This window comes from Streptomyces sp. NBC_01716, from assembly GCF_036248275.1.
Classification (GTDB): Bacteria; Actinomycetota; Actinomycetes; order Streptomycetales; family Streptomycetaceae; genus Streptomyces.
The window spans coordinates 6,290,036-6,315,215 of record NZ_CP109181.1; the positions used below are offsets into that span (position 1 = coordinate 6,290,036).

12 protein-coding genes and 1 pseudogene are annotated in these 25,180 nt (G+C 70.4%); 5 read left to right on the forward strand and 8 right to left on the reverse strand.

Annotated features, from left to right (window positions below; genetic code table 11):
• Positions 1-50: 50 nt before the first annotated feature.
• The gene (locus tag OIE74_RS27750) at positions 51-2,387 is read left to right on the forward strand and encodes a zinc-dependent metalloprotease (protein ID WP_329388329.1); all 2,337 of its coding nucleotides are present in this window, start codon (positions 51-53) and stop codon (positions 2,385-2,387) included.
• Between the two features lie 136 nt (positions 2,388-2,523).
• Positions 2,524-2,664 (forward strand): annotated as a pseudogene (locus OIE74_RS27755) (phosphotransferase); the annotation flags it as partial.
• Between the two features lie 118 nt (positions 2,665-2,782).
• On the opposite strand, the gene OIE74_RS27760 reads toward OIE74_RS27755, so the two are convergent.
• The 5 genes from OIE74_RS27760 to OIE74_RS27780 all read right to left on the reverse strand — a co-directional run bounded on the left by OIE74_RS27760 (position 2,783) and on the right by OIE74_RS27780 (position 9,107).
• Positions 2,783-3,646: a hypothetical protein gene (locus tag OIE74_RS27760; protein WP_329388331.1), complete on the reverse strand. Its 864-nt coding sequence runs from the start codon at positions 3,644-3,646 to the stop codon at positions 2,783-2,785.
• 299 nt (positions 3,647-3,945) lie between these two features.
• Entirely contained in the window at positions 3,946-4,938 is a 993-nt protein-coding gene (locus OIE74_RS27765; RefSeq protein ID WP_329388333.1) for an N-acetylmuramoyl-L-alanine amidase, read from the reverse strand.
• Between the two features lie 31 nt (positions 4,939-4,969).
• The gene (locus OIE74_RS27770; RefSeq protein ID WP_329392464.1) at positions 4,970-5,557 is read right to left on the reverse strand and encodes a class I SAM-dependent methyltransferase; all 588 of its coding nucleotides are present in this window, start codon (positions 5,555-5,557) and stop codon (positions 4,970-4,972) included.
• Positions 5,558-5,783: 226 nt separating this feature from the next.
• Positions 5,784-7,559 (reverse strand): MFS transporter, encoded by a 1,776-nt coding sequence (locus OIE74_RS27775; RefSeq protein WP_329388335.1) that lies wholly within the window; start codon positions 7,557-7,559, stop codon positions 5,784-5,786.
• 759 nt (positions 7,560-8,318) lie between these two features.
• Positions 8,319-9,107, reverse strand: a complete 789-nt coding sequence (locus OIE74_RS27780; RefSeq protein ID WP_329388337.1) for a helix-turn-helix transcriptional regulator — start codon at positions 9,105-9,107, stop codon at positions 8,319-8,321.
• Between the two features lie 168 nt (positions 9,108-9,275).
• On the opposite strand from OIE74_RS27780, the gene OIE74_RS27785 reads away from it, so the two are divergent.
• Positions 9,276-10,031 (forward strand): SDR family NAD(P)-dependent oxidoreductase, encoded by a 756-nt coding sequence (locus OIE74_RS27785; protein ID WP_329388339.1) that lies wholly within the window; start codon positions 9,276-9,278, stop codon positions 10,029-10,031.
• A gap of 250 nt (positions 10,032-10,281) precedes the next feature.
• Here OIE74_RS27785 and OIE74_RS27790 read toward each other — a convergent pair whose 3' ends face one another.
• From OIE74_RS27790 to OIE74_RS27800, 3 genes are read right to left on the reverse strand one after another with little or no spacing between them, the layout of a single operon-like run.
• The gene (locus OIE74_RS27790; protein ID WP_329388341.1) at positions 10,282-10,722 is read right to left on the reverse strand and encodes an MFS transporter; all 441 of its coding nucleotides are present in this window, start codon (positions 10,720-10,722) and stop codon (positions 10,282-10,284) included.
• Positions 10,723-10,734: 12 nt separating this feature from the next.
• Positions 10,735-11,598: an MFS transporter gene (locus OIE74_RS27795; protein ID WP_329388343.1), complete on the reverse strand. Its 864-nt coding sequence runs from the start codon at positions 11,596-11,598 to the stop codon at positions 10,735-10,737.
• Positions 11,599-11,608: 10 nt separating this feature from the next.
• Complete coding sequence (locus tag OIE74_RS27800; RefSeq protein ID WP_329388345.1) at positions 11,609-11,917, reverse strand: hypothetical protein; 309 nt, start codon at positions 11,915-11,917, stop codon at positions 11,609-11,611.
• Between the two features lie 1,150 nt (positions 11,918-13,067).
• Between OIE74_RS27800 and OIE74_RS27805 the strand changes: the two genes are divergently transcribed.
• A complete protein-coding gene (locus tag OIE74_RS27805) occupies positions 13,068-14,393 on the forward strand; it encodes an MFS transporter (protein WP_329388347.1) in 1,326 nt (441 codons plus the stop codon).
• Positions 14,353-25,173, forward strand: coding sequence for a non-ribosomal peptide synthetase/type I polyketide synthase (locus OIE74_RS27810; protein WP_329388349.1), 10,821 nt, complete (start codon positions 14,353-14,355; stop codon positions 25,171-25,173). The genes OIE74_RS27805 and OIE74_RS27810 overlap by 41 nt, the downstream gene beginning before the upstream one ends.
• The last annotated feature ends 7 nt before the right edge of the window (positions 25,174-25,180 follow it).

Sequence of the window (25,180 nt, forward strand, 5' to 3'; positions counted from 1 at the left end):
CCCGGACGTACCATCTGCTTCTCCGATTCCGAGAGAGAAGCGAGCCCGGCGTGAGCGACCTGCCCTCAGCCCCGATATCCGCCGCCCCCCGGGACTTCCTCGAACTGTGCGCGGACACCGGCGGACACCGGCTCCTCCTCGGCGTCAGGCGATTCGGCGAGCCCTTCCTGCTGACCGCCGCCCTGTCCCACGGAGTGGGCTCCAGCGCTCTCGGACTCGACCGGGGCAAGGCGGGGAAGGTGAAGGTCGCGGAGTTCCGGCGGATCGCCGGCCGGGTCCTGCTGATCCTGCGCAACAAACACCATCTGGCCACCGGCGACACCGCGGCCGTCCGCGCGGGCGAGGAATCCTTCGCAGGCTCGGTGGTGTGGAGCGCCCCGGTGCTGCGCGAGCGGGACGGCGCCGTGATCGTCGATGGCACGGGACTGGCACTCACCGACTTCCACGGTGTCGCGGACGATCTGCGGGAGCGGGAGCAGGGCGCGTACGAGATCGACCCGACCGCGAGCTTCGCGCTCGTGGAAGAGGCACGGACCGGTCCAGGCGGCACCAGGCTGCCCGCTCTGCTCACGCTCCGGGCGCCGGCACCCGGCCCGGCCCTGCGGGCCGTGGTTCCCTCGCCGCGCTCCCTCACCGTGGTCCAGCAGCTCCATCTCGTCCCGCTGCCCGACCCGCCGCTGCCCGCCCGCCGGTACCACCCGGCCTCCGGCGGATACGGCATCGGCCACCACGACTACGGCGCCGCCACGAGGGCGGGCACCGGGACGAAGTTCCAGCCCCGCCACCGGCTCGAACCCGTCGATCCCACCTCCCCGGCCGGACCTGTGCGCGACCCGATCGTCTTCTACGTCGACCCCGCTGTCCCCGAACCCGTACGCACCGCCGTCGTCGAGGGCGGCAACTGGTGGCGGGACGCCTTCGAACGGGCCGGATTCCACGACGCCTACCGTGTCGAGGTGGCGTCCGAGCGGCTCGACGACAACGACCTCGGTGTCAACTCCGTCCGCTGGGTGCACCGGGACGGCCGCGGCTGGTCACACGGTCAGGGGCTCACCGACCCACGCACCGGGGAGATCATCTGCGGCCGGGTACGGCTCGGTTCCCAGCGCGTCGAGCAGATCACAGCGATCGCCGAGGCCCTGTACGCCCCTTACGGCAGGGCGGACGAGCGGGAGCGACTGGCCGCCGTCGAGCATCTGGTGCTGAGCAGGATGCGGCAGCTGGCGGCTCATGAGATCGGTCATGCCCTCGGCTTCATGCACAACTTCGCCAGTACGCACCATCCCCGCCCTTCGGTGATGGACTATCCGCACCCCCGTGTCACCGTCACGCCGGACGGCGGCCTCGACTCGTCGAACGCCTATGCCCAAGGGCTGGGCCCCTGGGACCACTTCCTGGTCGCCCACGCCTACGGACGCTTTCCCGGCGAGGACGAGGAGACCGCCCTGGCGCGACTGCGGCAGACTGCCGCCGACGAGGGGCTCGTGTACATCGCCGACGAGGACGCGCGCGGATCGGAGGCGGCGCACGCCGACGCGGTCGTCTGGGTCTCCCCGGTCCCGGACGCCTTCGCCGCACTGGACGAGGCGCTGGCCGTACGGCGAGTCGCGTTGGAGGGGTTCTCGCGCGCGGCGCTTCCGCCCGGACGGCAGACCGGGGAACTGGAGGAGCGTGCGGTCCTCCTCCAGCTCTACCACCGCTCCCAGCTCTCGGCCGTCGCCCGGTTGATCGGCGGCACGAGATACGGGTACGGGCTTGCCGGGGAGGAAGGCGCCGGCACCGTACCGGTCGCGGCGGACGTCCAGCGGCAGGCGCTTGCCCGGCTGGCGGACCTGCTGCGCGCCGAGCATCTCGCCCTGCCCGCACATGTCCTGGACGCGCTCACCCCACCGGCCATCCGCCACGGGCGGACCTCCGAGTACTTCGACACCCGGGCCGGTCGCGTCTTCGACCCCTTCAGCGCGGTGGAGGCGACAGCGGCGCTCGTCACCGAAGCGCTGCTGGATCCGGCACGCCTCAACCGGCTCGGCTGGCAGCACGCCGCCGATCCCGCCGTGCCCGGCCCCGGAGACGTCGTGGACACGCTGCTGGACACCGTCTGGCGTCGGCACGACCCTGTCCCCGCGGACCTCGTCGCCGGAGAGGCCGTCCAGGAGACCGCAGGCTGGGTGGTGCTTCGCGCGGTACTCGGCGTACTGAAGAGCGACCTTCCGCACGGCACCGTACGGGCCCGGATCAGCGGTCGGCTCAGGCGGCTCGCCGAAGAGCTGCGCGAAGGCGGCGACACGGAGCGCGAGGCGGCCGGGACCATCACCGCCTTCCTGGCCGGCGAGGACGCGGCGCTTCTCGGCCCCGTACCCCGTGTCCCACCGGGTGCCCCCATCTAAAGCGTGTTGCAGAACCGCGATCACGCTCAGATCCAGCCACCCGCGGCAAGATCGACTGCCATGCCGAAGGCTTCACCCAAGCGCTCAGCTCGGCCGCCGAACTGGGGCTGGTAGACGACCCGTACGCCGCCCGCGCGCCGCCGACCGCTTCCACGAGGCTTACCGGCCGAGCCCGGACGCCACCACCCCACGCCGCGCCCGCGGTTGGGCCGTGCTGCGCGCCCTCAGCCGCATCAGCAGCGGTCCACCAGTGACCAGGCATCCCGGCGGGAGGTGAAGAAACAAGCTCCCACCTGAGCCACATGCCGTGTCCGGTGGACGCTGACGGCCCCTCACCTGGAAGGGGGAGGGGCCGTCGGTGGTGCGGTGGTGCGTCGAAACGGGGTGCGCGGCGCTCAGCCGCGCTGGATGCCGGTCGTGTCCTGGAGCAGACCGCGACGCCCGTCCTGCGTCTGGGCGATCAGACCGGGACCGCGCTGCTCGACGGCCAAGTACCAGGTACCGGGCGCGAGTTCGGCGATCGGGGACGGCGAGCCGTCCTCGCCGTACAGGGGACGGGCCACCGGCACGGCGAACCAGAACGGCTCGAAGTTACCGGCGGGCGCGCCGCCCTGCTTCGGGCCCGGGGCCCCCGGCTGCCCGCCCTGCGAGGGCTGACCCGGACCGGGCTGCCCCGGCTGGGCACCGCCGAACGCGGGCTGCGGCTGACCCGGCTGGCCACCGTACGGCTGCTGCTGGGCGCCCGGGTAGCCGTAACCCTGGTTGGGCTGGCCCGGCTGGCCCGGCTGGCCCGGCTGGCCGTACGGCGACGCGACCTGCGGCGGCCTCGGGGCTCCGACGAGGGGCCCCTTGAGTGCGGGGACGAGCGGGGTGGCGACCGCGCCCGCGGCGAGCACGATCGTGGAGAGCAGGCCCAGGATCATGCCGGCGCCCGCGTTGTCCGCGTCGATGATGTTCCAGAACGCGGTCCACAGGGCGAAGACGGTAAGGGCTACACCGAACTGGCCGAGGTCCAGACCGGCCACCTTGCGGCCCGGCATGGCGCGTCCGACGACGATGAGAGCAGCGCCGATGATGCCGGCGATGAACATGCTCATCAGAAGGCCGAGTGCGTCCCAGGCGTTCGCACTGTCGAAGCCCGAACAGTCGATACCTTGCGGGCAGTCGATGCTGGACAGGTCGAGGAACGAGGCGATGAACAGCACCACCGCTGCTCCGATCACCACGCCATCGCCTCGTGTGAGGGAGCGGATGTTCACGTGAAAAGTCCTTCGTAGATCGTCTCGTCGGGGCGGTCGCCACCGGCGCGAGGGCGACGGTGCGGAGTGCGAAGCTCGGGGGCGGCTCCCTATCGTACGGATGAATCTATCGTCTGCCCGAGCGGGTCGTCTTCTTGGTTCCGGGCCACCTCATGAGGGGACCACAACAGGCCCTCCAACGGTTGCGGGAGAGCGCGGCGAAGAATGGACAGCGGTCTTTTCGTTGTGAATCCGTTGCCGTTTCCGGCTGTTCGGGCTGCGTTCCCCGACCTGTGACGCCTACTGTTCCTGGCGTACGGCTATCGCTTGAGGAAAGAGCTGATGCCGTCGGCCATTCCCTGCGCGGCCTTCTGGCGCCAGTTGGCGCTCGTCAGCAGGGCGATGTCCTTGGAGTCGCGCATGTTGCCGCACTCGATGAACACCTTCGGCACGGTGGAGAGATTCAGTCCGCCGAGGTCGTCGCGGACATCAAGTCCCGTGTCGTCACCGAGGTAATTGGAGGGGGCGCTTCCGGTCGTGCGTACGAAATTGCCCGCGACGCGTTCGCCGAGATCGCGCGAGGGGGCCACGATCTTTGTGGTGTCGGCTCCGCCCGACTTCACCAGTGCGGGGAGGATGACATGGAAGCCCCGGTTGCCGACGGCCGAGCCGTCCGCGTGGATGGAGATGACGGCATCGGCCTTGGCCTTGTTGCCGATTTCCGCGCGCTCGTCCACACACGGTCCCCACGGGCGGTCGTTGTCGTGAGTGAGTTTCACCGTCGCGCCCTCTTTACGGAGGAGAGTGCGGAGGCGCTGTGAAACATCGGCGGTGAATTCGGCTTCCGTGTAACCGGAGTTGCCCGAGGTGCCCGTGGTGTCGCATTCCTTGCGGTTGGTTCCGATGTCCACCAGCTTGTTGATCTCGGTGGTGTGCTTGAAGTTGCCCGGGTTGTGCCCGGGGTCGATGACGACGACGCGCCCCGCGAGCGGGCCCTCGCCGGGAGCGGGCCTGGCGTCGCCCGGAGCCCCGTCGTCGCCCCGCGCCGGCTTCGACGGCGCGGACGATCCCGGCGACTCGGAGAGGCCCGGCCTCGGCTCGGAGCCGGGCGAACCGGGGCTGTCGCCCGTGCCGTCGGCGGGGGACGAGGCGCTCGCGCTCCGCGCCGGACCCCCCTCGTCGGACCCGCCCGTGGCCTGCCAGATCAGCCACCCGGCGAAGGCGCCGGGCACCAGGGCCGCGAGCGCGACGGTCAGCGTGGTCCGCGAGGTCCGGCGGCGGGGGGCGGGGGAGTGGCTTTCGTCGTACGACACGCGGCGATGCTAGTGCGTGGAGGACGGAGCGTCAGGTTCCGGCGCCGGTACGTCGCAGAACGCGCAGCGAGTCGTACGTCCGGACCTCGGTGAAGGCGCCGGACGCCAGCGCCCGCAGCCAGACCCGGTACGGGGCCTGGCCGCCGTCCGCCGGGTCCGGGAACACATCGTGGACGACCAGCAGCCCGCCATCGGCCAGATGGGGCGCCCAGCCCTCGTAGTCGCCGTTCGCGTGCTCGTCGGTGTGACCGCCGTCGATGAACACCAGGCCCAGCGGGCCGCCCCAGACGGCGGCAACCTGCGGTGAACGGCCCACGATCGCCACGACATGCTCTTCGAGACCGGCCGCGTGGAGCGTGCGGCGGAACGACGGCAGGGTGTCCATCCGGCCGACCTCGGGGTCGACGACCGCCGGGTCGTGGTACTCCCAGCCGGGCTGCTGCTCCTCGCTGCCGCGGTGGTGGTCGACGGTGAGGGCCGTGACACCGGCGGCGCGGGCGGCGTCGGCGAGCAGGATCGTGGAACGGCCGCAGTACGTGCCGACCTCCAGCAGCGGCAGCCCGAGGGCGGCGGCCTCGATGGCGGCGGCGTACAGCGCGAGCCCCTCACCGGTCGGCATGAAGCCCTTGGCGCCCTCGAAGGCCGCGAGGACGCCGGGGGAGGGGGCGGGGGCTGGGACAGAGGCCGGGACACGGGCCGGGGTCGGGTCGTACGGGGCGGTCCCGGCGGTCATTGGTGTTCCTCCTGCGTTCTGTACGGACTGCGGTCGCCCATGCTGCCGTACGCCCTCCCGTACGCGCACACGCGCCCTGTGACCGGACACGAGCCCGGTGACCCGACGCGCGTTACGACCGGACCGCCGCCCGGGGCGCCAGGACCAGGTCGACATCCACCGGAAGCGCGCGGCCGTGATACGTCGCCGGGTGGGCGTGGGACGCGTACCCCGTCGCCGAACCCGCCAGCACGTACCGCCCGGCGGCCGGGGCCGCGAGCGCGTACCTGCCCTCGTCGTCCGCCGTGGTCAGGCCCGCCTGGCGGCCACGGGGGTCGATCAGCGTGACGTTCGCCCGTGCGACGGGCGCCCCGTCGGCGTCGAGCACCCGGCCGCGGAAGCCCGCGGCGGCGGGGGAACCACCGGCCGTCTCGGCGTCACCCTCGCTGCTGGCCCGCAACTCCGTGCGGGCCGAGGCCTTGTGGGACGGCAGGAGCATCGCCAGGGCCAGACCGACGAGCACGGCGGCGGTGGCGATCACGAACGAGATGCGGAAGCCGTGCAGGCTGGGTACCGCCGTGGGACCTGTACCGATCGCCGTACGCGCCAGGACCATGCCGATCACGGCGCTGGAGACGGACGTACCGATCGAACGCGCCAGCGTGTTCAGCCCGTTGGCCGCGCCGGTCTCCGACGGGTCGACGGCCCCCACGATCAGGGCGGGCAGCGACGAGTACGCGAGGCCGATGCCCGCGCCGAGGACCATCGAGATGACGACGGTCTGCCAGGCGGCGCTCATCATGAGCAGCCCGGCGCCGTAGCCGATCGCGATGACGGCCATGCCGGTCATCAGCGAGACCTTCGGACCGCGCCGCGCCGAGAGCCGGGCGTAGACCGGGGCCACGAGCATCATCGTCAGTCCGAGCGGGGCGACGCACAGGCCCGCGACGACCATGGACTGGCCGAGTCCGTAGCCGGTGGACGTCGGGAGCTGGAGCAGCTGCGGGAGGATCAGCGACACCGCGTAGAACGCGACGCCGACCATCACCGAGACGAGGTTGGTGACCAGCACCTCACGGCGCGCGCTGGTGCGGAGGTCGACGAGCGGGGCCTTGAGCCGCAGCTCCATGTAGCCCCACAGCCCGAGGACCACGACGGCGATGCCGAAGAGCCCGAGCGTCGTGCCCGAGGTCCAGCCCCAGGTACTGCCCTTGGTGACCGGCAGCAGCAGGGCGACGAGGCCCGCGGAGAGCCCGAGCGCGCCGAACCAGTCGAACGTGCCGCCGGCCCGCACGGAGCTTTCCGGGACGGTGAGGACGGTCAGCAGCATCGACAGCACGCCGAGGCCGGCCGCGCCGAAGAAGAGGGTGTGCCAGTCGGCGTGCTGGGCGACGAACGCGGCGCCGGGCAGGGCGAGACCGCCGCCCACCCCGATCGACGAACTCATCAGGGCCATCGCCGAGGGAAGCTTCTCGCGGGGCAGTTCGTCACGCATGATGCCGATGCCCAGGGGGATCGCGCCCATCGCGAAGCCCTGGAGGGCGCGGCCGACGATCATGACCGTCAGATCGTCGGTGAACGCGCAGATCAGCGAGCCGACGACCATGACGGCCAGACTCGCGAGCAGCATCCGGCGCTTGCCGTACAGATCGCCCAGCCGCCCCATGATCGGGGTGGACACGGCACCGGCGAGGAGGGTCGCGGTGATGACCCACGTCGCGTTGTCGGGCGAGGTACGGAGCAGGGTCGGCAGGTCCTTGATGATCGGGACGAGCAGGGTCTGCATGACGGCGACGGTGATGCCCGCGAAGGCGAGTACGGGGACGACGCCGCCGGTCCCGCGCTTACGCGAAGCGGCCCCGGGGAGGGGGCCGGAACCGGTGTGGTGGTCGGGCGTCGCTTGTGGCATAGGTGGAGCCTCCGGGCAGGCGAAGAGTGGATAAGGCCAGCAAAAAGGATGCTTGAGGCCACTAAGTGGCTGGAGGTTGAACGCTTCCCGGCCGCCCCCGTATTCCTGGCGCCGCCCTCGTATTCCTGGCCCCGACAGGATCCTCGCCGTGGCGGACAGGCCCTAGGGCCGGACGGCTGGGCCTTCCGCGCCTTCGAGTTCCTGTCGAGTCGGCCCATTTACAAGATCGAGGACGAGGCCGATGCCGGTGGCGTTCCCGGCGATCGAGGTGCCGCGGTCGGCCTCCTTCCGGGGCTCTGCACTCCCTGCGGCGCCTTGCCGAGAAGCACCGCGACCCTCGGGGCAGGTACATCAGCGCCGCCTACGTGGCGGCCGCCCCCGTCGGCACCACGGCCAAGGGCGGAGACCAGTAGCGCACCGGTTTCTCCGGGACCAGCACGATATCGACCGCCACGGCTGCCGGCTACGAGAAGGTCGGTACCTACTGCGTCGGTCAGCGGACGCAGCACGAACTCCAGCCGCCGCAGGCGCTCGAAGCTCATCGGACGCTCCCGCTGGTCTCACGGACCGAGTCCGCGATCGGGGACCTTCGAGGTCGAGGACCGTGACGGGGAACGCGCCGTCGGTGCCGGCATTGACACCGGGAGCAGCGGGGCGACGTACTCGTTGATGCCGAATTCGATTTCTAACCCGGCCGAGACGAGGCCGAAGATCGGGCCGAGCCTGGTCGTTCATGCGGTCGGACAATCGGATCCCGGGTCATTCAGCGGGTGCGTAGATCACGATCCAGTGGTCCCGTTCGGCGTCGTGGAGCATCTCGCTCTGGAAGGCCAGCTGTCCTCGGGTCGGGTGGCGCAGGTGTTTCACGGCGGACCGCCCTGCCATGACCTCGCCTTGCGCCCAGTGGCTTCGGAAGGTGGCGCTGGTGGCTGAGAGTTCCGTGAACAGGGACCGGAGGTACTGGTCGTTCGGGTATCGGCCCATCGCCGAGCGGAGCTCCGCCGTGGCCCACCGGGCGTACTGGTGGGCTCCCTCGTCTCCGAGGATGTGGCGGGCCGTGGCCGTGAAGCCCTGGTGCACGATGTTGCGCCGGTACCGACCCGCGCTGGACAGCGGCCCGAGGAGCTCGGCGGCGGCGGCGTTGCGCGCCATCACGTCCAGGCGCCCGTCGTGGACGGTGACGGGGACGGTGTCGTCGAGGCCACGCAGCAGTCGGAGTAGCCCTGGTCGGATTTCGCTGTCAGGGGCGAGCGGCTCGGGGGGCAGCTCGCCGGCGAGTCGGAACAGGTGATCCCGCTCGGCGGCCGTGAGGCCGAGGGTCCGTGCCAGCGCGGTGAGGATCTCCCGCGACGGACGCGGCGCCCGCCCCTGCTCGAGGCGGGTGTAGTACTCGACGGAGATCCCGGCGGCCTCGGCCAGCTCCTGTCGTCGCAGCCCCGGGACCCGTCGCCGTGGCGCCGGCCAGTCGGTTGGCTGCTTGGGAGGCGCCATCATGGCGCGCTGATGACGCAGGTACCTCCCGAAGTCCGCCCTGCTCGTCGTCGGCATGAACACCATTCTGCCACCGGCCATCCGTTGACTGGCCCTCCCAGTACCAGGCTTGAGGGGGTCTCCCGCGTCTGCCGGAGGTTCCGCATGGTTGTCGTAGAGCGCGACGTGTGCCGGGTGGCGCGAGCGCTCCTCCACCGCACCCGCATCAGACAAAGGAGGGTCCTCGTGCCCACGAACCGCATCGCTCTCGTCACCGGAGCCAACCAGGGCATGGGCAAGCAGGTCGCGAAAGAGCTGGCCTCCGACGGCGTCACCGTGTTCGTCGGGTCCCGCGACCTCGCCCGCGGCGAGGCGGCGGCCGCCGAGATCGGCGACGGCGCCACCGCGCTCCAGCTCGACGTGACCGACGCGGCGTCGATCGCCTCGGCCGCCGAGCGGATCCGTGAGGAGGCCGGCCGGCTCGACCTACTCGTCAACAACGCAGCCATCTCCACCACCCGCGCCGACATCCGCGACATGGCCGAGCTCCGCGCCATGTCGGAGACGAGCATCGTCCCGCTCGACGAGGTGCGGGCCGTCTGGGAGGTGAACGTCTTCGGCGCCCTGGCGGTGTACCAGGCCATGCTGCCACTGCTTCGCAAGTCGTCGGATGCGCGAATCGTGAACGTCACGAGCGCACTGGGTTCGCTGACGACGGCTGCCGACCCGACCTTCGCGTACCGCTCGACCTTCGAGCCGGTCTACTCCGCGTCGAAGACGGCGCTCAACGCCGTGACGCTGTCCATGATGATCGAGCTGGAAGCGACCGACATCAAGGTCAACCTCGTCTCGCCGGGGTTCGCGAACACCTCACTGGTCAACTTCGAGGGGACGGAGACGGTCGAGGACGCCGCCCGCGAGGTGGTGCGCGTCGCCCGCCTCGGGCCGAGCGGGCCGACCGGCACCTTCACCATGTGGGAGGGCGTGGACGTCCCGTGGTGACCGCTCCCGACAGAAGGTCAGCGCCTGGATGAACTGAGGTTCCCCCGTTGATCTGGACAGCTTGATGCTGGGACGGATGTGTCCCGGAGGAAGTAGTCCAGGTTGAGTGGCAAGAGCATGAGCAAGCGGTACACGGCGGAGTTCAAGCGGGATGCGGTGGCACTGGGCGGGTCGTGCGGCCGTAATCGCCAAGCACACCAAGCGGCTGGCATCGGTTCCCTCCGAGGTCGCCGGCTCGTGCCCTCGGCCATCACGCCTTGGCAGGAACGGTTGCGGCTTCAGGTTCGTGTTCGGAGCGAGCGCGGTCCAGTCCGCGGAGTCCGTGGAATGAGTCGGGCAGGAACACCAAGCAGGTGCAGCTCAGTATGGCCACTCCGAGTACGACGGCCGCAGCCCACCACACGCTTCCGGTGACCTCCGCAATCCGGTCGGCGGTGATCGGCGCCAGTGCGCCACCGATCAGGCCGCCCGCATTGGTCGTGAACGCGAGTGCGCTGAAGCGGACTTCGGACGGATAGATGTCGGCCAGGTAGGCCGCCTGCGGGGCGGCGTGCATGGCGAACAGAATCATGGCGACGCTGAAGCCGATGACGATCCACACCGGCTGCTCACTGCGCACCAGCATCAGCAGCGGGAACATCCACACCCCGCCGAGCAGGGCGCCGAGTATTACCAGGCCCCGGCGCGCCACCCGGTCCGAGAGTCAGCACCAGGCCAGGTTCGCTATCGCCTGCAGCAGCGCCGCGATCGTGGTGGCGGCGAGCATGGTGCTGCGCGAGACGCCGAGAGCGGTCCCGTGCGCGACTACGAAGGTCTGCACCGTGTAGTAGAAGACGTTGCCGAAGACCATCGCGCCCACCATGAGGAGCGTGGGCCGCGGCACGCGGCGGACGATCGTCCACAGTGGAACCCGCGAGGGCCGGCCCGCCGACTGGTAGACGGGGGTCTCCGGAACACTCAGGCGTACCCAGAGACCGAAGAGGACCAATACCGCACTGGCCAGGAAGGGCACCCGCCAGCCCCAGCTCATGAACTGCTCGTCGCTCAGAGAACTACTCAACGCGAAGAAGGTGCCGTTCGCCAGCAGAATGCCGATCGCCGAACCGGTGCCGGTGAAGCCCGAGAAGAGCCCACTGCGGCCCGCGGGGGCGTGCTCGATCGCCAGCAGCGACGATCCCGCGTTCTCCCCGGCAACAGCGAGTCCCTGCACCAACCGCAGGACGACCAGCAGGATCGGGGCCAGGGACCATGTGCTGTGTCCGGGCAACAGACCGATGAGGGTAGTCGCCGTCCCCATCATCACCAGGGAGAGGAGAAGCATCGGGCGTCTGCCGTAGCGGTCGCCGAAGTGTCCGAAAGCCAGCGCCCCGAAGGGCCGGGCGAGGAAGGCCACTCCGGTGGAAGCGAGGGACAGCAGCATCGCCGTGGCGGGCAGGAAGTCCGGGAACATGAGATCGGGAAACACTAGGACAGAGGCCACCGTGTAACTGAAAAACTCGAAGTACTCGAGCGTTGTCCCGACCAGGCTCGCCACGGCGACGCGGTTGGCTTGCACCTTGTCCGTCATCCCTGTCCCCTCACGCCCATGCGAGGCCGGGGACGCCCGCCTTCGGCGGTTCGGATGCTTCTACGACGGTCGGCGGGGCGGCCAGCACCTCGTGCATCTGCGGCACTAAGACCATGGTTGTGGCCTCGATTTCGGCCTTCGAGGGGTAGAGGCACGGTCCCCCGGCCCGGGCCAGGCAGTACCGGCAAACGTCGGAGTGCCACTCGATCAGTTCCTGTTGCAGCACCTGTGCCTCGTCCTTGCCCGTGACACAGAACGGGGCCACCGTTTCGAAGAGTAGGTTTGCGTAAAGCCGAATGGTCCGGAAGGTGGTGGCCACGCAGGTGTCCTGGTATCGAAGCCCGATGCGGTCCTGTAAGCGGCTCCAGGTGTTCCTTCTTCATCAGGTACCTCCTGCTCTTGTCGAGTGCGTTGACGTAGTCTTTGTCCACGAAGGTCAACCGACGGACGCCGCATTCGCGATAGTGCGCTGGCCACTTTGGTTGTTCGGCGATCGCCAGGTACGGCAGCAGATAGCAGAACGAGCAGCACGCGATGCCACAGCCCCGGCTGGTGTAATTGGGCACGCCGTGGCCGTACTTGTTGACCGGGGCCAGCTCGACATGGCGGTACGGCGCAGCCTCCCCTCCACGAGTGGCCCGGGCATCCACCACCGGATCCACCAGTAAGACGGCCGGGTTCCGCGAGGCGATTTCCTCGAACTGGTCGGCCCTGAGCCCGCGGTGTCGCAGGTCCTCGTACACAACCGCTCCTTTGTTACGAAAAAGTCCGATGTACAGGCAGTGCGTCAAGGCTTACGAGCAGTCGAGCAGGTAGTGCTTCAGGAAGCCGAAACGCTTGGGGCCGGTCGGCTAACAGGACGACCTCCTGGCGGGTTACCGGAAGGTCCCCACCGCACTGGTCAAAGCCATTGGGGCGTGTTTTTTGGTGTTGGCCGTTTACGCGGGCCCTCGCCGGAGACCGTGGCGAGGCGGGGGAGGCTGGGGGAGTGTTCGCCGGTTGCCGGCCGCGTCGGCTTGGCGTTCCTCCGGAAGGTCGGGGCAAGCGCTCCCGAGAAGATGACGGTGGCGAAACTGGTTCGTGTGTTTCCGCGCATGAGTCTTCCCATCGGTTCTCGTGCCTGGTCCTCGCGCCGTTAATGCTGTCCGCGCGGGTTCCCGATCCAGTCCCGCCCCCTTACCTCCGTCCTCCGGGCGTGTCACCGCGCACACCCCGCGTCCTCTGCCGCCGGGTCGACCGCGCCCGGACCTGAGCGGACGAGGGCTGTGTCCTGTGGTGAGCGGTATCGAAACCGGACGGGATCGGGAAGTCGCGCGGACACCATTGACGGCGCGGGGACAAGCCCCTGAACCGATGGGATGACTCATGCGCGCAAGCAAACGGAACAACTGGTCTCCGTCGTCACCCGGGCGTTGGTCGTAGAGCGGACCAGCAGCGGGTCGGCACCGGTCATGCGAGAAGAAGGCGCGGTGAAGCGTGTCGGCTGGCGGTTCCGCGTGCTCGCGTCCGCCCACGCCGCCTCCGCCTATGGCAACTACCTGAACCTGATCGCCCTGAGCCTGTTCTCCTACGAGGTCACCGGCACGGCGTTCGGTGTCGGCGCGGTGATGGCGCTGCGGCTGTTCTCCGGTTTTGTGGCGGGTCTCATGGCGGATACGCTGACGACCCGAATCACCGGAAAAGCCGTCATGATTTGCGCCGACATATCTCAGGGCGCCGTCATGGCCGTTCTGGCGGTCTGCACCGAGGGCAGACCGCTGTTGCTGCTCGCCGCGGCGGCGATGGCGCTGGGCGCGGGAAACACGCTCTTCACCGTGGCTCTGCGCAGCGCGGTTCCGGTCATGGTCGGCCAGGACGCCCGTGCCCAGGGGAACGGGCTGCTGGTCGTGGCACGGTCGCTGGCGATGCTGCTCGGATTCGCGTCGGCGGCTCCCCTCATCGGTCTCGGCGGGTACGCGCTCGCGTTCGCCGTCAACGCGGCGAGTTTCGTCGTGTCCGGCGCGGCTCTGCTGGCGCTCAACCTGCCGACGGAGGACGGGGTCGGGGCACGTACGCCCGACGATTCGGGTGAGGTCCACTCGGCGGGCACCAAAGGCGGGCGGCGGGCCGTGCCTACGCGCGACGGACGTCCGTGGCGTGTTGCACGGGCCCTCCCCTCCCTGTTGCTCGGCATGGTCCTGCTCAGAGCGGTGGACGCATTGGCCTCCTCCTCGCACAACGTCGCCCTGCCGGTGGTCGCACACGCCACCAGCGCGGCTCAACCCGAGGCGTACATGGCCCGGTTCTGGGCCGCGTGGGCGGCAGGCGCCGTCCTCGCCCATCTGGTGCTCGGCCGACGGCGAGGCGAAGGGGCCTGGAACGAGCGAGCGTTCGCCCTCGGTACCTGCGCCATGGCGCTCTCGTTCGTGGCGGCGTTTCTGGGACTGCCCGCGTTGGGGCTGGTCGCGGCGACCGCGGCGGCGGGGTTCGCGGACGGCTGGACCGAGATCGTCTACACATCACGCCTGCAGGCTGCCCAAGGCCCGCAGCGCGGACGGCTGTTCGGGCTGTCCGCCGCAGCGGAGCAGATCGGGTTCGCGCTGGGCACGGTGGCCGCCTCGGCCGCGCTCGAGACACTGCCCGCTCTGGCCGTCGTGGGTGCTTTCCACGGCGTGGCCTTGTGCGGGGCCCTGGCGTTCTTGCTGTTCACCTCCGGCCGGCGCGGCGCAGCGCGGCAGCGGCCGTCCACGAGTAGAAGAGAGGAAGAGGGCTCAAATGGAACCACAACTGGAGAAAGCGCTCTGTCGGGGCCCTGAGCCGGAGCGCACCGAGAGCGATCCACGCGACGCCGTGGAGGCGCTCCTGAGAGCCGCGCGGTCCGCTTCCGGTGGGGCTGTCGTGAGCGTCGCCGCGGATGGCACGTCAACTTCGCAGTCGTATGCCGAACTACTGGACAGCGCACGGAGGTTGCTCACCGGATTTCGGGCACATGGACTGCGCCCCGGCGACCCGGTGCTGCTGTGCGGGCTGCCTCTGGCTGAGTTCTTCCCGGCCTTCTGGGCCTGTGTGCTCGGCGGAGCGTGGCCGGCGGCCATCGGGGAGTCCCCGGTGCCGGGCTCACCGGCCCTCGAACGCCTATTGCACGCCCGCCAGTTGCTGGAGCGGCCCCTGGTGGTCAGCGACGCGGCCGGCGCGGCGGCGCTCGCCCAAGCCGCCCCCGATGTCCGCCTCGTGGTCGCCCGAGACTGCCTGGACGCGGAGCCGGCCGAAGACCTCGTCGAGGCGCGGGAGTCCGACACAGCCCTGCTGATGCTGTCCTCCGGCAGCACCGGTGTGCCCAAGGCCGCGCGGTTGACGCACGAGGGCCTGGCGGATTTCGCGGCGAGTTCCCGGCGCATCCTGGACGTGTGTCCTGAGGACACCACGGTCAACTGGCTGCCCCTCGACCACAGCGGTGCCTTTCTGCTGTTCCATCTGCTCGGAGTCTTCACCGGGGGTACCAACGTCCATATTCCGACCGAGGTGGTCCTGGCCGACCCCCTACGGTGGCTCGACCTTCTCCACGAGCACCAAGCGCGGTTCGGGTGGGCCCCGACCTTCGGGTACCAGCTCGTCGCGGATGCGCTCGCGGAGTCGGCGGACCCGGACCGGCTGTGGGACCTCGGGGGGCTGAAGGCTCTGCTCTGCGGAGGCGAGCGGGTAGCGCTGCCGACGCTGCGCCGTTTTCTCGACGCGACGGCTCCGTACGGTATCCGTGAGGGGCACATCGTCCCGGCGTGGGGTATGGCGGAGACCGTCACCGCCGTTGCTTACGGTCGGCTCGACCGGCCGGGCACCGTGCACCGTCTGCTCAAGAGCAGCCTGAGCGGCGAGTTGACACCGGCCGACGAGCAGACTCCGGACGATCGCTGCGTCACCTTCGTCGCCTCCGGCTCGCCCGCGCACGGTGTCACCCTGCGTGTCTTGGACGACAGCGGTGAAGTCGCGTCCGACGGCAGAATCGGCCGGCTCCAGGTTCACTCGCCCCCGCGCTTGACCCCCGGCTACGTCAACGACCCGGAGGCGGACGCCGCGGCATTCCCCGTCGGCCGGGAGTGGCTGGACACGGGCGATCTTGCGTTCCTCGACGGCGGACAGGTCGTCATCACCGGTCGCCGCAAGGACGTGCTCATTCTCAACGGGCACAACGTCTACTGTCACGAGGTCGAGGAGGCCGCCACCGCCGTACCCGGTGTGCGAGCGGGAGAGGTTGCCGCCTGTGGTGTCCCGCACCCGGACCGGGCCACAGAGGAACTGGCCGTGTTCTTCGTCAGCCGGGGCGCGGCCGAGGACGTACGGATCGCGCGAGAGGTGCGGGCCGCGCTGTTCAAGCGGCTCAGACTCACCGCCGCCCATGTCCTGCCTGTCGCTCACGAGCGGTTCCCGAGGACACCCGCGGGGAAGGTGCGCCGCGCCGAGCTGCGGGACCGTCTGACCGGCGCTCACCTCGACGCGGCCCCGGAGCCGGTTCCTGTCTCCGCCCCAGGTCCGGCTCCAGGCGCGCAGGTGGACCCTGACGCGGTGGCACGAGTGGTGCGGGAGGAACTCGACGCCGTACTGGGGCGCCCGGTGGACGCGGATTCCCCGTTTTATGAACTGGGCCTGACGTCCGTGCTGATCGTGCGACTGCGGGCCCGCCTGGAGAAGCGGCTCGGGGTCCGGATCGCCGGGAGCACGCTCTTCGAGTACCCGACGGCCACCGCGCTCGCCGCGCACTTGTCCGACGGCGCGACAGCGCCACCCGAACCGGAACCCGCTGACACCGTCCCGGTGGACAGAGCCGATCAACGCGTCGCGGTCATCGGACTGGCACTGCGCTTCCCGGGCGCCGACTCGGCGGACGGTTTCTGGGCCAATCTGCGCGACGGCGTGGACAGTCTCCGGGTCTTCGGCGAGGAGGAACTCGCGGACGCGGGTCTCACACCTCAGCAGCGACGTGCCTCCGATCTCGTACCCGTTGCCGGAGTCCTCAGCGGCGTCGAGGAGTTCGACGCGAACTTCTTCGGCATGAGCCCCAAAGAGGCCGAACTGACCCACCCCGCGCACCGGCTGTTCCTGGAATGCTGTCACCAGGCCCTGGAGGAGGGTGGGTACGCGGCCACCGCGGAGAACACCAGGATCGGGGTGTTCGCGGGGTCGGGCATGAATCTTTACGGCCACCAGCAGCCGTCGGTGACGGGGGTACCGTACGGGACGGACTCGGCGACCGGCATGCAGACGGCCATCGGCCGGCAGCCGGACTTCCTCGCCAGTCGGGTCGCCTACAAGCTGGGTCTCACGGGACCCGCCATCGGTGTGCAGACGGCCTGCTCCACCTCGCTGGTGGCCGTGCACCTCGCGGTCCAAGCGCTGCTCAGCGGCGAGACGGACCTGGCACTCGCGGGCGCCGCGGCCGTACACCTGCCTCAGCAGACCGGCTACCGCAGCCAACCCGGGTCGATCCTGTCGCCCACCGGACGTTGTCGCGCCTTCGACGCCGAGGCTGATGGCACCGTCGGGGGCAACGGAGTGGCCGCCGTCCTGCTCAAGCGGCTCGACCGGGCTCTGGCCGACGGCGACACCGTGCACGCGACCATCCTGGGCTCCGCGGTGAACAACGACGGTGCCGCCAAGGTGGGCTTCGGCGCCCCCGGGGTTCAGGGACAGGTCGACGTCGTACGCCAGGCCCTGCGCAGAGCGGATGTCCCCACGGAAACGGTCTCGTACGTGGAGGCGCACGGCACCGGCACTCCGCTCGGCGACCCGGTGGAACTGGAGGCGCTCGGCAGGGCGCTCGGTGAGGGCACCCGGCGCACCGGGTTCTGCGCGGTCGGTTCCGTGAAACCGAGCATCGGCCACCTCGACAGCTGTGCCGGCATGGCCGGGATGATCAAGGTGATCCTGATGCTGCGCCACCGAACCCTGGTGCCGACCGTGCACCTGACCCGTCCCAACCCGGAACTGCGCCTGGAAGGCGGTCCGCTGACACTCGCTACCGACCTGCGGCCGTGGACGGTGCCGAACGACCTGCCTCGCCGGGCCGGCGTCAGCGCGCTGGGCGTCGGCGGGACCAACGCCCACATCCTGCTTCAGGAAGCGCCGCCCGTGGTCCCCAAAGCCGACGGCGAACTTCCCGTTCTCGTACCGGTGTCGGCCCGCGATCCGCAGGCCCTGGACGAATTCGGCGCTCAGCTCGGCGCCCGGCTGCGGGACGCGCCGGACCTCTCAGCCGCGGATGTGGCCGCCACCCTGGCCCTCGGCAGGCCGCACCACACGGCACGCACAGCGGTGATCGGCCGCACCACCGAGGATCTCGCCCGTGCGCTGGACAACCCGCCGCCCGGACCGTCCGTTCCTCTCGGGCCGCTCGCCTTCGCCTTCCCCGGACAGGGAACCGCGCGCCGGGGCATGGCGAGCGGTCTGTACGCCGCCTCTTCCGCCGCCCGGCGCGTCCTCGACCGGTGCGAGGAGATCTACGCGGGTGAACTCGGTGACCGCTTGCTTCCGTTGCTGCTGGAGGGCGCCGACGCCGAGGACGAGGTCTGGCCCACCGAGACAGCCCAGGCGGCGCTGTTCGCCCATCAGGCCGCGCTCACGGAGGTGTGGCGCGCCGCCGGGGTCAGCCCCGCGCTTCTGCTGGGTCACAGCGTCGGCGAGTACGCGGCGCTGTACGCCGCCGGTGCGCTCACACTGGATGACGGACTGCGGCTCGCCGCATGGCGCGGGCGCCTCATGTTCACGGCCTGCCCGCCCGGCGGAATGCTGGCCGTCCGCGCCGACGTGGAGACCGTGCGGCGTATCGCCCGGAGCGCCGGTGCCGAAGTCGCCGCGGTCAACGGCCCGAGTTCCCAAGTGATCTCCGGGTCACCGGAGGCCATGGCGGAGGCGGGGCGGTCGCTCGACCAGAAGGGGCTGCGGTGGCGGGCGTTGCCTGTCGACCGTGCCTTCCACTCGGCGGCGGTCGAACCGGCGGTGCGTGAGTTCCGTGCCCTGGCGGAGAGGGTGTCCTACCGGCCGCTGCACACTCCGTTGGTCACGGCGGTCGACGGCGAAGTGCGCGGCGCCGGCTGGAGGATCGACGCGGACTACCTCTGCCGTCAGGCGCGGCAACCGGTCCGTTTCGACCTGGCCATGGGCGCCGCCGTCACGCAGGGGTGCGAGGACTTCGTGGAGATCGGTGCCGGGGGCACCCTCTCGGGCCTTGGCCGGCACTGCGTACCGGCGAGCCACTGGTTGGCCGGGCAGGGAACTGGCGGCGCGCCGGACACCCAGGTGCACGGGCTGCTCACCGCCCTGGGAACGCTGTATCGCAGGGGAGCCGACCTGGACTGGGGCGCGCTCACCCGTGGCGGCGGCCGGGTGTCGCTTCCGGGCCATCCCCTGCGGCGGCAGCGGGTGGCGTTCCCCGTCACACGAGTGCCCGAGCGGGCGGAGCACGGGCTCACCGCTACCGAGGACTCTGCCGCGCCCGGGGAACTGCTCGCGGCTGTACGAGAGTTGACAGCCGACAAGCTGGGCACGGAGGCGGAGCGGGTCGAACCCGACAGCTCGTTCTTCGAGCTGGGTGCGGACTCGCTCTCCCTGATGGGCATGACGACGGATCTGGAGCGGCGCTTCGGGGTCCGTGTTCCGGTCCGAGAACTCTTCGACTCGGCCGACACCCCGCGCAGGCTGGCCGAACGGCTGGCGCTGCTGCGGGGTGACTCGCCGACCGCAACGGAAACGCCGGAGGCCCCGGAAGCGGAGGAGACCCCCACGCCCGGGGCACCGATGACGCAACCGACTCGCCGAACGACCGCGGTTTCCCCCGATCTCCATGCCCTGTTCGGTCAGCAGCTCGGCCTCATGGGCCAACTGGCCGAACGGGTCGACGAGGTGATCACCAATCAGTTGCGGCTTCTCGGGTCCACCACCACCGAACCGCCGCACGCGGCCACCACGCCCGCGTCGCCGCCGGCAACCCTCCCCGTGCCGGCGCCGCCCCTCGCCCGCGCCTCCGTACACACATCGCTCGCACCCTCCACGAGCTGCGACTTCAGCCTGTACTTCTTCGGCGATTACCCCGACGACGCCGACCACGACAAGTACGCGCTGATCACAGAGGCGTCGGAGTTCGCCGACCGAAACGGGTTCCACGCCCTGTGGTTCCCCGAGCGCCACTTCAACTCCTTCGGCGCGCTCTTCCCCAACCCCTCTGTTCTCGCCGCCGCGCTCGCGGCGCGGACGAGCCGGATCCGGCTGCACGCGGGCTCCGTCGTCCTGCCGTTGCACCATCCGGTCCGAGTCGCCGAGGAGTGGTCTGTCGTCGACAACATCTCCCGCGGCCGGGCGGGCCTGTGCTTCGCGAGCGGCTGGCACGCCACCGACTTCGCACTCGCCCCGCAGCACTACGGCAGGCACCAGGAGGTGATGTACGAGCACCTGGCGACCGTGCGGCAGCTCTGGTCGGGCCGCCCGCTGGCCACGACGGCGGGCAACGGTGAACCCGTCGAGGTACGGCTGCATCCCAGCCCCGTACAACCTCAACTCCCCATGTACGTGGCCATTGTCAGCAACCCGGACAGCTATCGCCGGGCCGCCGCCGAGGACCTGGGGGTGGTCACCAACCTGATGACGCAGACCGTCGAGCAACTGGCGGAGAACATTGCGCTGTACCGGCGAACCCGCGCCGAGCACGGCCTCGATCCCGCGGCGGGGCGCGTCGTGGTGCTCGTGCACACCTACCTCGGCGAGGACGCGGAGCAGGCGCGGGCCGAGGCATTTCGGCCGTTCGTGTCCTACCTGCGCTCCTCGCTCTCCCTCTTCAACCAGGTCACCAACAGCCTCGGCTTCGAAGTAGATCTGGAGAACACCCCGGAGGAGGACGTCGAATTCCTCCTCGGGCGCGCCTACGAGCGCTACTGCGCCTCGCGCGCCTTGATCGGGGACGAGTACACGGCCGACGAGACGGTGCAGCGGCTCAAGGACGCGGGAGCGGACGAAATCGCCTGTTTCGTAGACTTCGGTGTGCCGAAGGAGAAGGTCCTGGCCGCGCTGCCGACGCTCGACCGGCTCCGGCGCCGTGGCCGGTCGCAGGAGGGGGAGGAAGCAGGGGGCAAGGTGTCGCTCGTACCTCAGCGGCTGCCGCTGACACCGGCACAGCGCCGCATCTGGTTCCTGGAGCAGCTGCATCCGGGTACCACCATGTACCACGAGCCCAAGGCCATTCGCCTTGACGGCCCTCTCGACGTGGGCGCGCTCCAGTGGGCGTTGCAGCGGGTCACCGACCGGCATCCGGCCCTGCGTACCGTGTTCGGCGACCTGGAGGGAGTGCCGTACCAGGTCGTACAGGAGCACGTACGACTCGACTGCCCGGTCGAGGACCACAGCACTGCCACGGAGGAAGAGGCCCTGCGTGCGGTGCTCGATGCTCACGAGCACCAGGTCCTCGACCTGACCGCCGGGCCGCTGGTCACGGCGAGGCTGCTCCGCCTGTCCGCGGAACAGCACCTGGTCTTCCTGCTGGCCCACCACATCGTTTTCGACTCGGCCTCCACAGCGGTGCTGGCCCGAGACCTCGCGGCCTACTATCGCGCCCGCACCCGTGCACCCGGCACCGCCGCCCTGCCGCCCCTGCCCGAACTGCCGCCGGCCCAGCGGCCGGACGACACGGAGCGCGCCGTCTCGGTCGACTTCTGGCGGCGGCAGCTGAAGGGCGCCCCCGACCTGATGCTGCCGACCGACCGGCCCCGCCCACCGGTCAGGTCCGGTGCGGGCGCGAGCCTCACCCACTCCCTGGACGCCGAACTCATCGACAGACTCAAGGCGTTCGCCACCAGCCACCGCGCCACTCTCTTCATGACACTGACCAGCGCCATCGGCGCGGTGCTCGGCCGGTTCAGTGGACAGCCGGACGTGGTGATCGGCACCGCGGTCGCCGCCCGCCCCGCCGGCGCCGAACACCATGTCGGCCTGTTCCTGGACACCGTGCCACTGCGCCTGGACCTCACCGGTGACCCGGACTTCCCCACGCTGCTACGCCGCGTACGCGACGGCAGCATGTCCGCGTACGAGCACCGCGGCGTCCCCTTCGACGAACTGGTCGGCGCACTGAACCCGCGGCGCGACCCGGGCCGGGGCCCGCTGTTCCAGGTGATGGTGGAGTACGAGAACGAGGGCGGAGTCGATTTCGATCCGCCACGGCTGACGGCCACCCTGCTCGATGTGCCCAGCGAGCGTGCCCCGTTCGACCTCGGCTTCTACCTGACGCACCACCCGGACGGCCTGCGGTTCATGGTCGAGTACGACACGGCACTCTTCGACGCGAGCAGCGTGCGTCGCCTTGTCGACTACGTCGATCGGGTGCTTCGCCGCGTCCTCGACGCCCCCGGCGCGCCACTCACCGAACTGACCGAGGTCACCGCCGCCGACCGGGCGGCCCTCACCCGGCTGGGCCACCTGGACGAGCCGCCGCCCGCCACCGGCGAGACCCTGCACGGTCTGTTCGAGGAGCAGGTGCGGCGGGCACCGGACGCCATCGCACTGATCGGGGCTGATCAGGAGATCTCCTACGGAGAACTGGACACGCGCGCCAACCGGCTCGCCCGGCGGCTGCGCGCGCAAGGCGCGGAGCGCGGCACACGCGTGGCGGTCCTGCTGCCGCGCGGCCCGCAACTGATCACCGCGCTGCTGGGCGTGCTCAAGAGCGGAGCCGCGTACCTGCCCATCGACCCCTCGGCGCCCACCGGCCAGCTCTCCGCGCTCCTCAATGACGGCACACCCGTCTTGCTGCTGACCTCCGGGACCGCCCTGGCGCGGCACCCGGAACTCACGTCACGTCCGCCCCTGCACCTGATGGACCAAGAGGCGGACGACACGCTGCCGCCGGAGCCCCTGGAGAACCGAGCCGGGCCCGAGGACCCCGCGTACTGCATTCATACCTCCGGTTCGACCGGTCGGCCCAAGGGTGTCGTCCTGCCGCACCGCGGCCCGGCCAACCTCGTTCGCCAACACCTCCAACGGCACGCCCCGCTGCGGACCCTGCAGTGGACCTCGCCCTCCTTCGACGTCAGCGTGCAGGAGATCTTCACCACGCTGGCTTCCGGTGCCGCGCTCGTCCTCATCGACGACGCGGTGCGGCACGACCCCGCGGCCGTGGCCGAGGCGGTGCGCCGCCACGAAGTGCAGCGGATGTTCATTCCCTGTACGCCGCTGAAGTACCTGATCGGGGCCGGCCCCCGACTGCCGTCCCTGCGCGAGGTGTTCTCGGCCGGCGAGGCGCTCCAGCTCACCGCTGCCTTCCGCCGCTTCCTCACCGCGCACCCGCACTGTGAGCTGTACAACCAGTACGGCCCCACAGAGACCTCGATCATCGTCACCTCCCACCGTGTCGAGCCGGACCGTGAAGAGTGGCCGCCAATCGGCACACCCGTGCCGGGAGCACACATCGTGCTGCGAGACGGCGCGGGAGAGGAAGTCCCGGTCGGGGCCGTCGGTGAGATCCACGTTGGCGGCGTCCCGGTCGCGTACGGCTACCACGACAGGCCCAAGGAGACCGCCGCCGCCTTCCTCGACGACGGTGCGGGCGGGCTGTCGTACCGGACGGGTGACCTCGGGCGCTGGCGCACCGACGGCACCCTCCAGTACTGCGGCCGGGTCGACGACCAGGTCAAGATTCGCGGCCACCGGGTCGAACCGGGCGAGACCCAGGCGGCGTTGACCGCCGTGGCCGGGGTACGGGACGCGGCCGTCGTGCCCCGCCGCGACCGGCACGGCGAGATGGAACTCGTCGCCTACGTGGTCCCCGCAGCACCGGCCGCGGACTTTCGCGAGCTGCGTACCGCGCTCTCCGCCCGGGTCCCCGACCACCTGATACCGCGTCGCTGGGTGCGCCTGGAGCAGCTCCCGGTGAACGCCTCCGGCAAGCTGGACCGGGGGGCCCTGCCGGCTCCCGCGCCCGACGACCAGTCCTCGGAGCGCGGCGCCGGGCCCATCACGCCCCTGGAGAAGGCGCTGCACGAGCTGTGGTGCGAGGAACTCTCACTGAGCCGGACCGAGGTGACCCGCTCCTTCTTCGAGCTGGGCGGCCACTCCCTGAGCGCGATCCGGCTGGTGAACCGCATGGCCGTGGAGCTTGACCTGGCCCTGCCCATGGCCGACTTCTTCCGCACTCCCTCGATTCGCGGCATCGCGGCACGGTTCGAACAGCCCGGCACGGCCCCGCTCCCGAGGACAGGCGGGGACGACGAGGTGCAGGACACCGTTCCCATGACATCCGTACTGCGCAGACTGTGGCGCCGCCACCACGAACGCGCCGACTCCAGCGTCTACAACGTCGCCCACCGAATCGACCTGCACGGCGACCTCGACCCCAGCGACCTCCAACACGCCCTGACAGACTTGGTGACACGTCATGAAGCACTGCGCAGCAGGGCGGTTCACCGCGGCCGCGAGTACCTCGTCGAGGTGCTCGCCCACGTGCCCGTGGATCTGCCGCTCAGCGACCTGTCCGAACACGGCGGGAACGAGGCCCAGCTGGCGGACTGGTGCCTGGAGCACACCTCCCGTCCGTTCGAGATGGACCGCGCACCCTTGTTCCGCTTCCGCCTGGCACGACTCGGCCCGGACCGCTGGACGTTGCTCACCGTCCTGCACCATGCGATCTGCGACGGCTGGTCGATGGGAATCGTCTGGCGCGAGCTCCAGGAGCTCTACAACAACCGGCGCGACGGCACCGGCAGCCCGCTCCCGCCGCCCACCGCGCAATTCACCGGCTGCGCTCGCGGGGAACACGGGCTCGACGACGGACGCCGCGCGGAGCTGGAGCGGTTCTGGCGCTCCGAACTCGAAGGAGTCCCGCTCACTTTGGACCTGCCCCACGACCACTCGCGGCCTCCCGCACTGTCCGGCCGAGGTGCCCTGCACACATGGTCCGTCGACCGCTCCCTGACCGACCCGGTCCACCAGACGGCCGGCCGACTGGGCGTGACGCCGTACGCCGTGCTCGCCGCGGGGTTCGCCGTCTGGGCCGCCCGGCGCCGCGGTCGGCTCGACGACCTCGTGCTGGCCGCTTCCAGCGCCAACCGGCTGCGAGCCGAACGCGCGGACGTGGTCGGGCTGCTGGGTGACGCCGTCCTGCTGCGGGCCAGGCTCCGCGAGGCCGACACCTTCGCCGACCTGGCGCGACAGCTCGGCGCCACGCTGTTCACAGCGCTCGACCACCAGGAGCTGCCGCTGACCGATGTCGCCGACCTGGTGGCACCCGGAACCTCGGACGGGCTGTTCCCCAACGTGCTCTTCACCGTGGTCACTACTCCGCCCCCCACCCTGGACCTGCACGCGGTGTCGGCCACGGTGCGCGGCCTGCCGACCGTGGGCGTCGCACGCAACGAGCTGTATGTCGTCCTCTCCCCTCACGACGAAGGCATGACGATGACCTTCGAGTACTCGACAGACCTGTTCGAGCGCACCACCGTCGAACGTTGGGCCGGAGAGTTCACCAAGGTGCTGGAAGAGGCCGTACGAGACCCGCTGCGCCCGCTCTCCGACGCTGTGCCTGTGAGCGGCGCCGGCCCGGTCCCGCTGTCAGACACGCCGTAGGCGGGTT

Coding starts and splice junctions, on each gene's coding strand:
- OIE74_RS27780 (WP_329388337.1), bottom strand. CDS start 9,107: ATGCCGACGACGAGCAGGGCGGACTTCGGGAGGTACCTGCGTCATCAG.
- OIE74_RS27775 (WP_329388335.1), bottom strand. CDS start 7,559: ATGCCACAAGCGACGCCCGACCACCACACCGGTTCCGGCCCCCTCCCC.
- OIE74_RS27810 (WP_329388349.1), top strand. CDS start 14,353: ATGGAACCACAACTGGAGAAAGCGCTCTGTCGGGGCCCTGAGCCGGAG.
- OIE74_RS27770 (WP_329392464.1), bottom strand. CDS start 5,557: ATGCCGACCGGTGAGGGGCTCGCGCTGTACGCCGCCGCCATCGAGGCC.
- OIE74_RS27795 (WP_329388343.1), bottom strand. CDS start 11,598: ATGACGGACAAGGTGCAAGCCAACCGCGTCGCCGTGGCGAGCCTGGTC.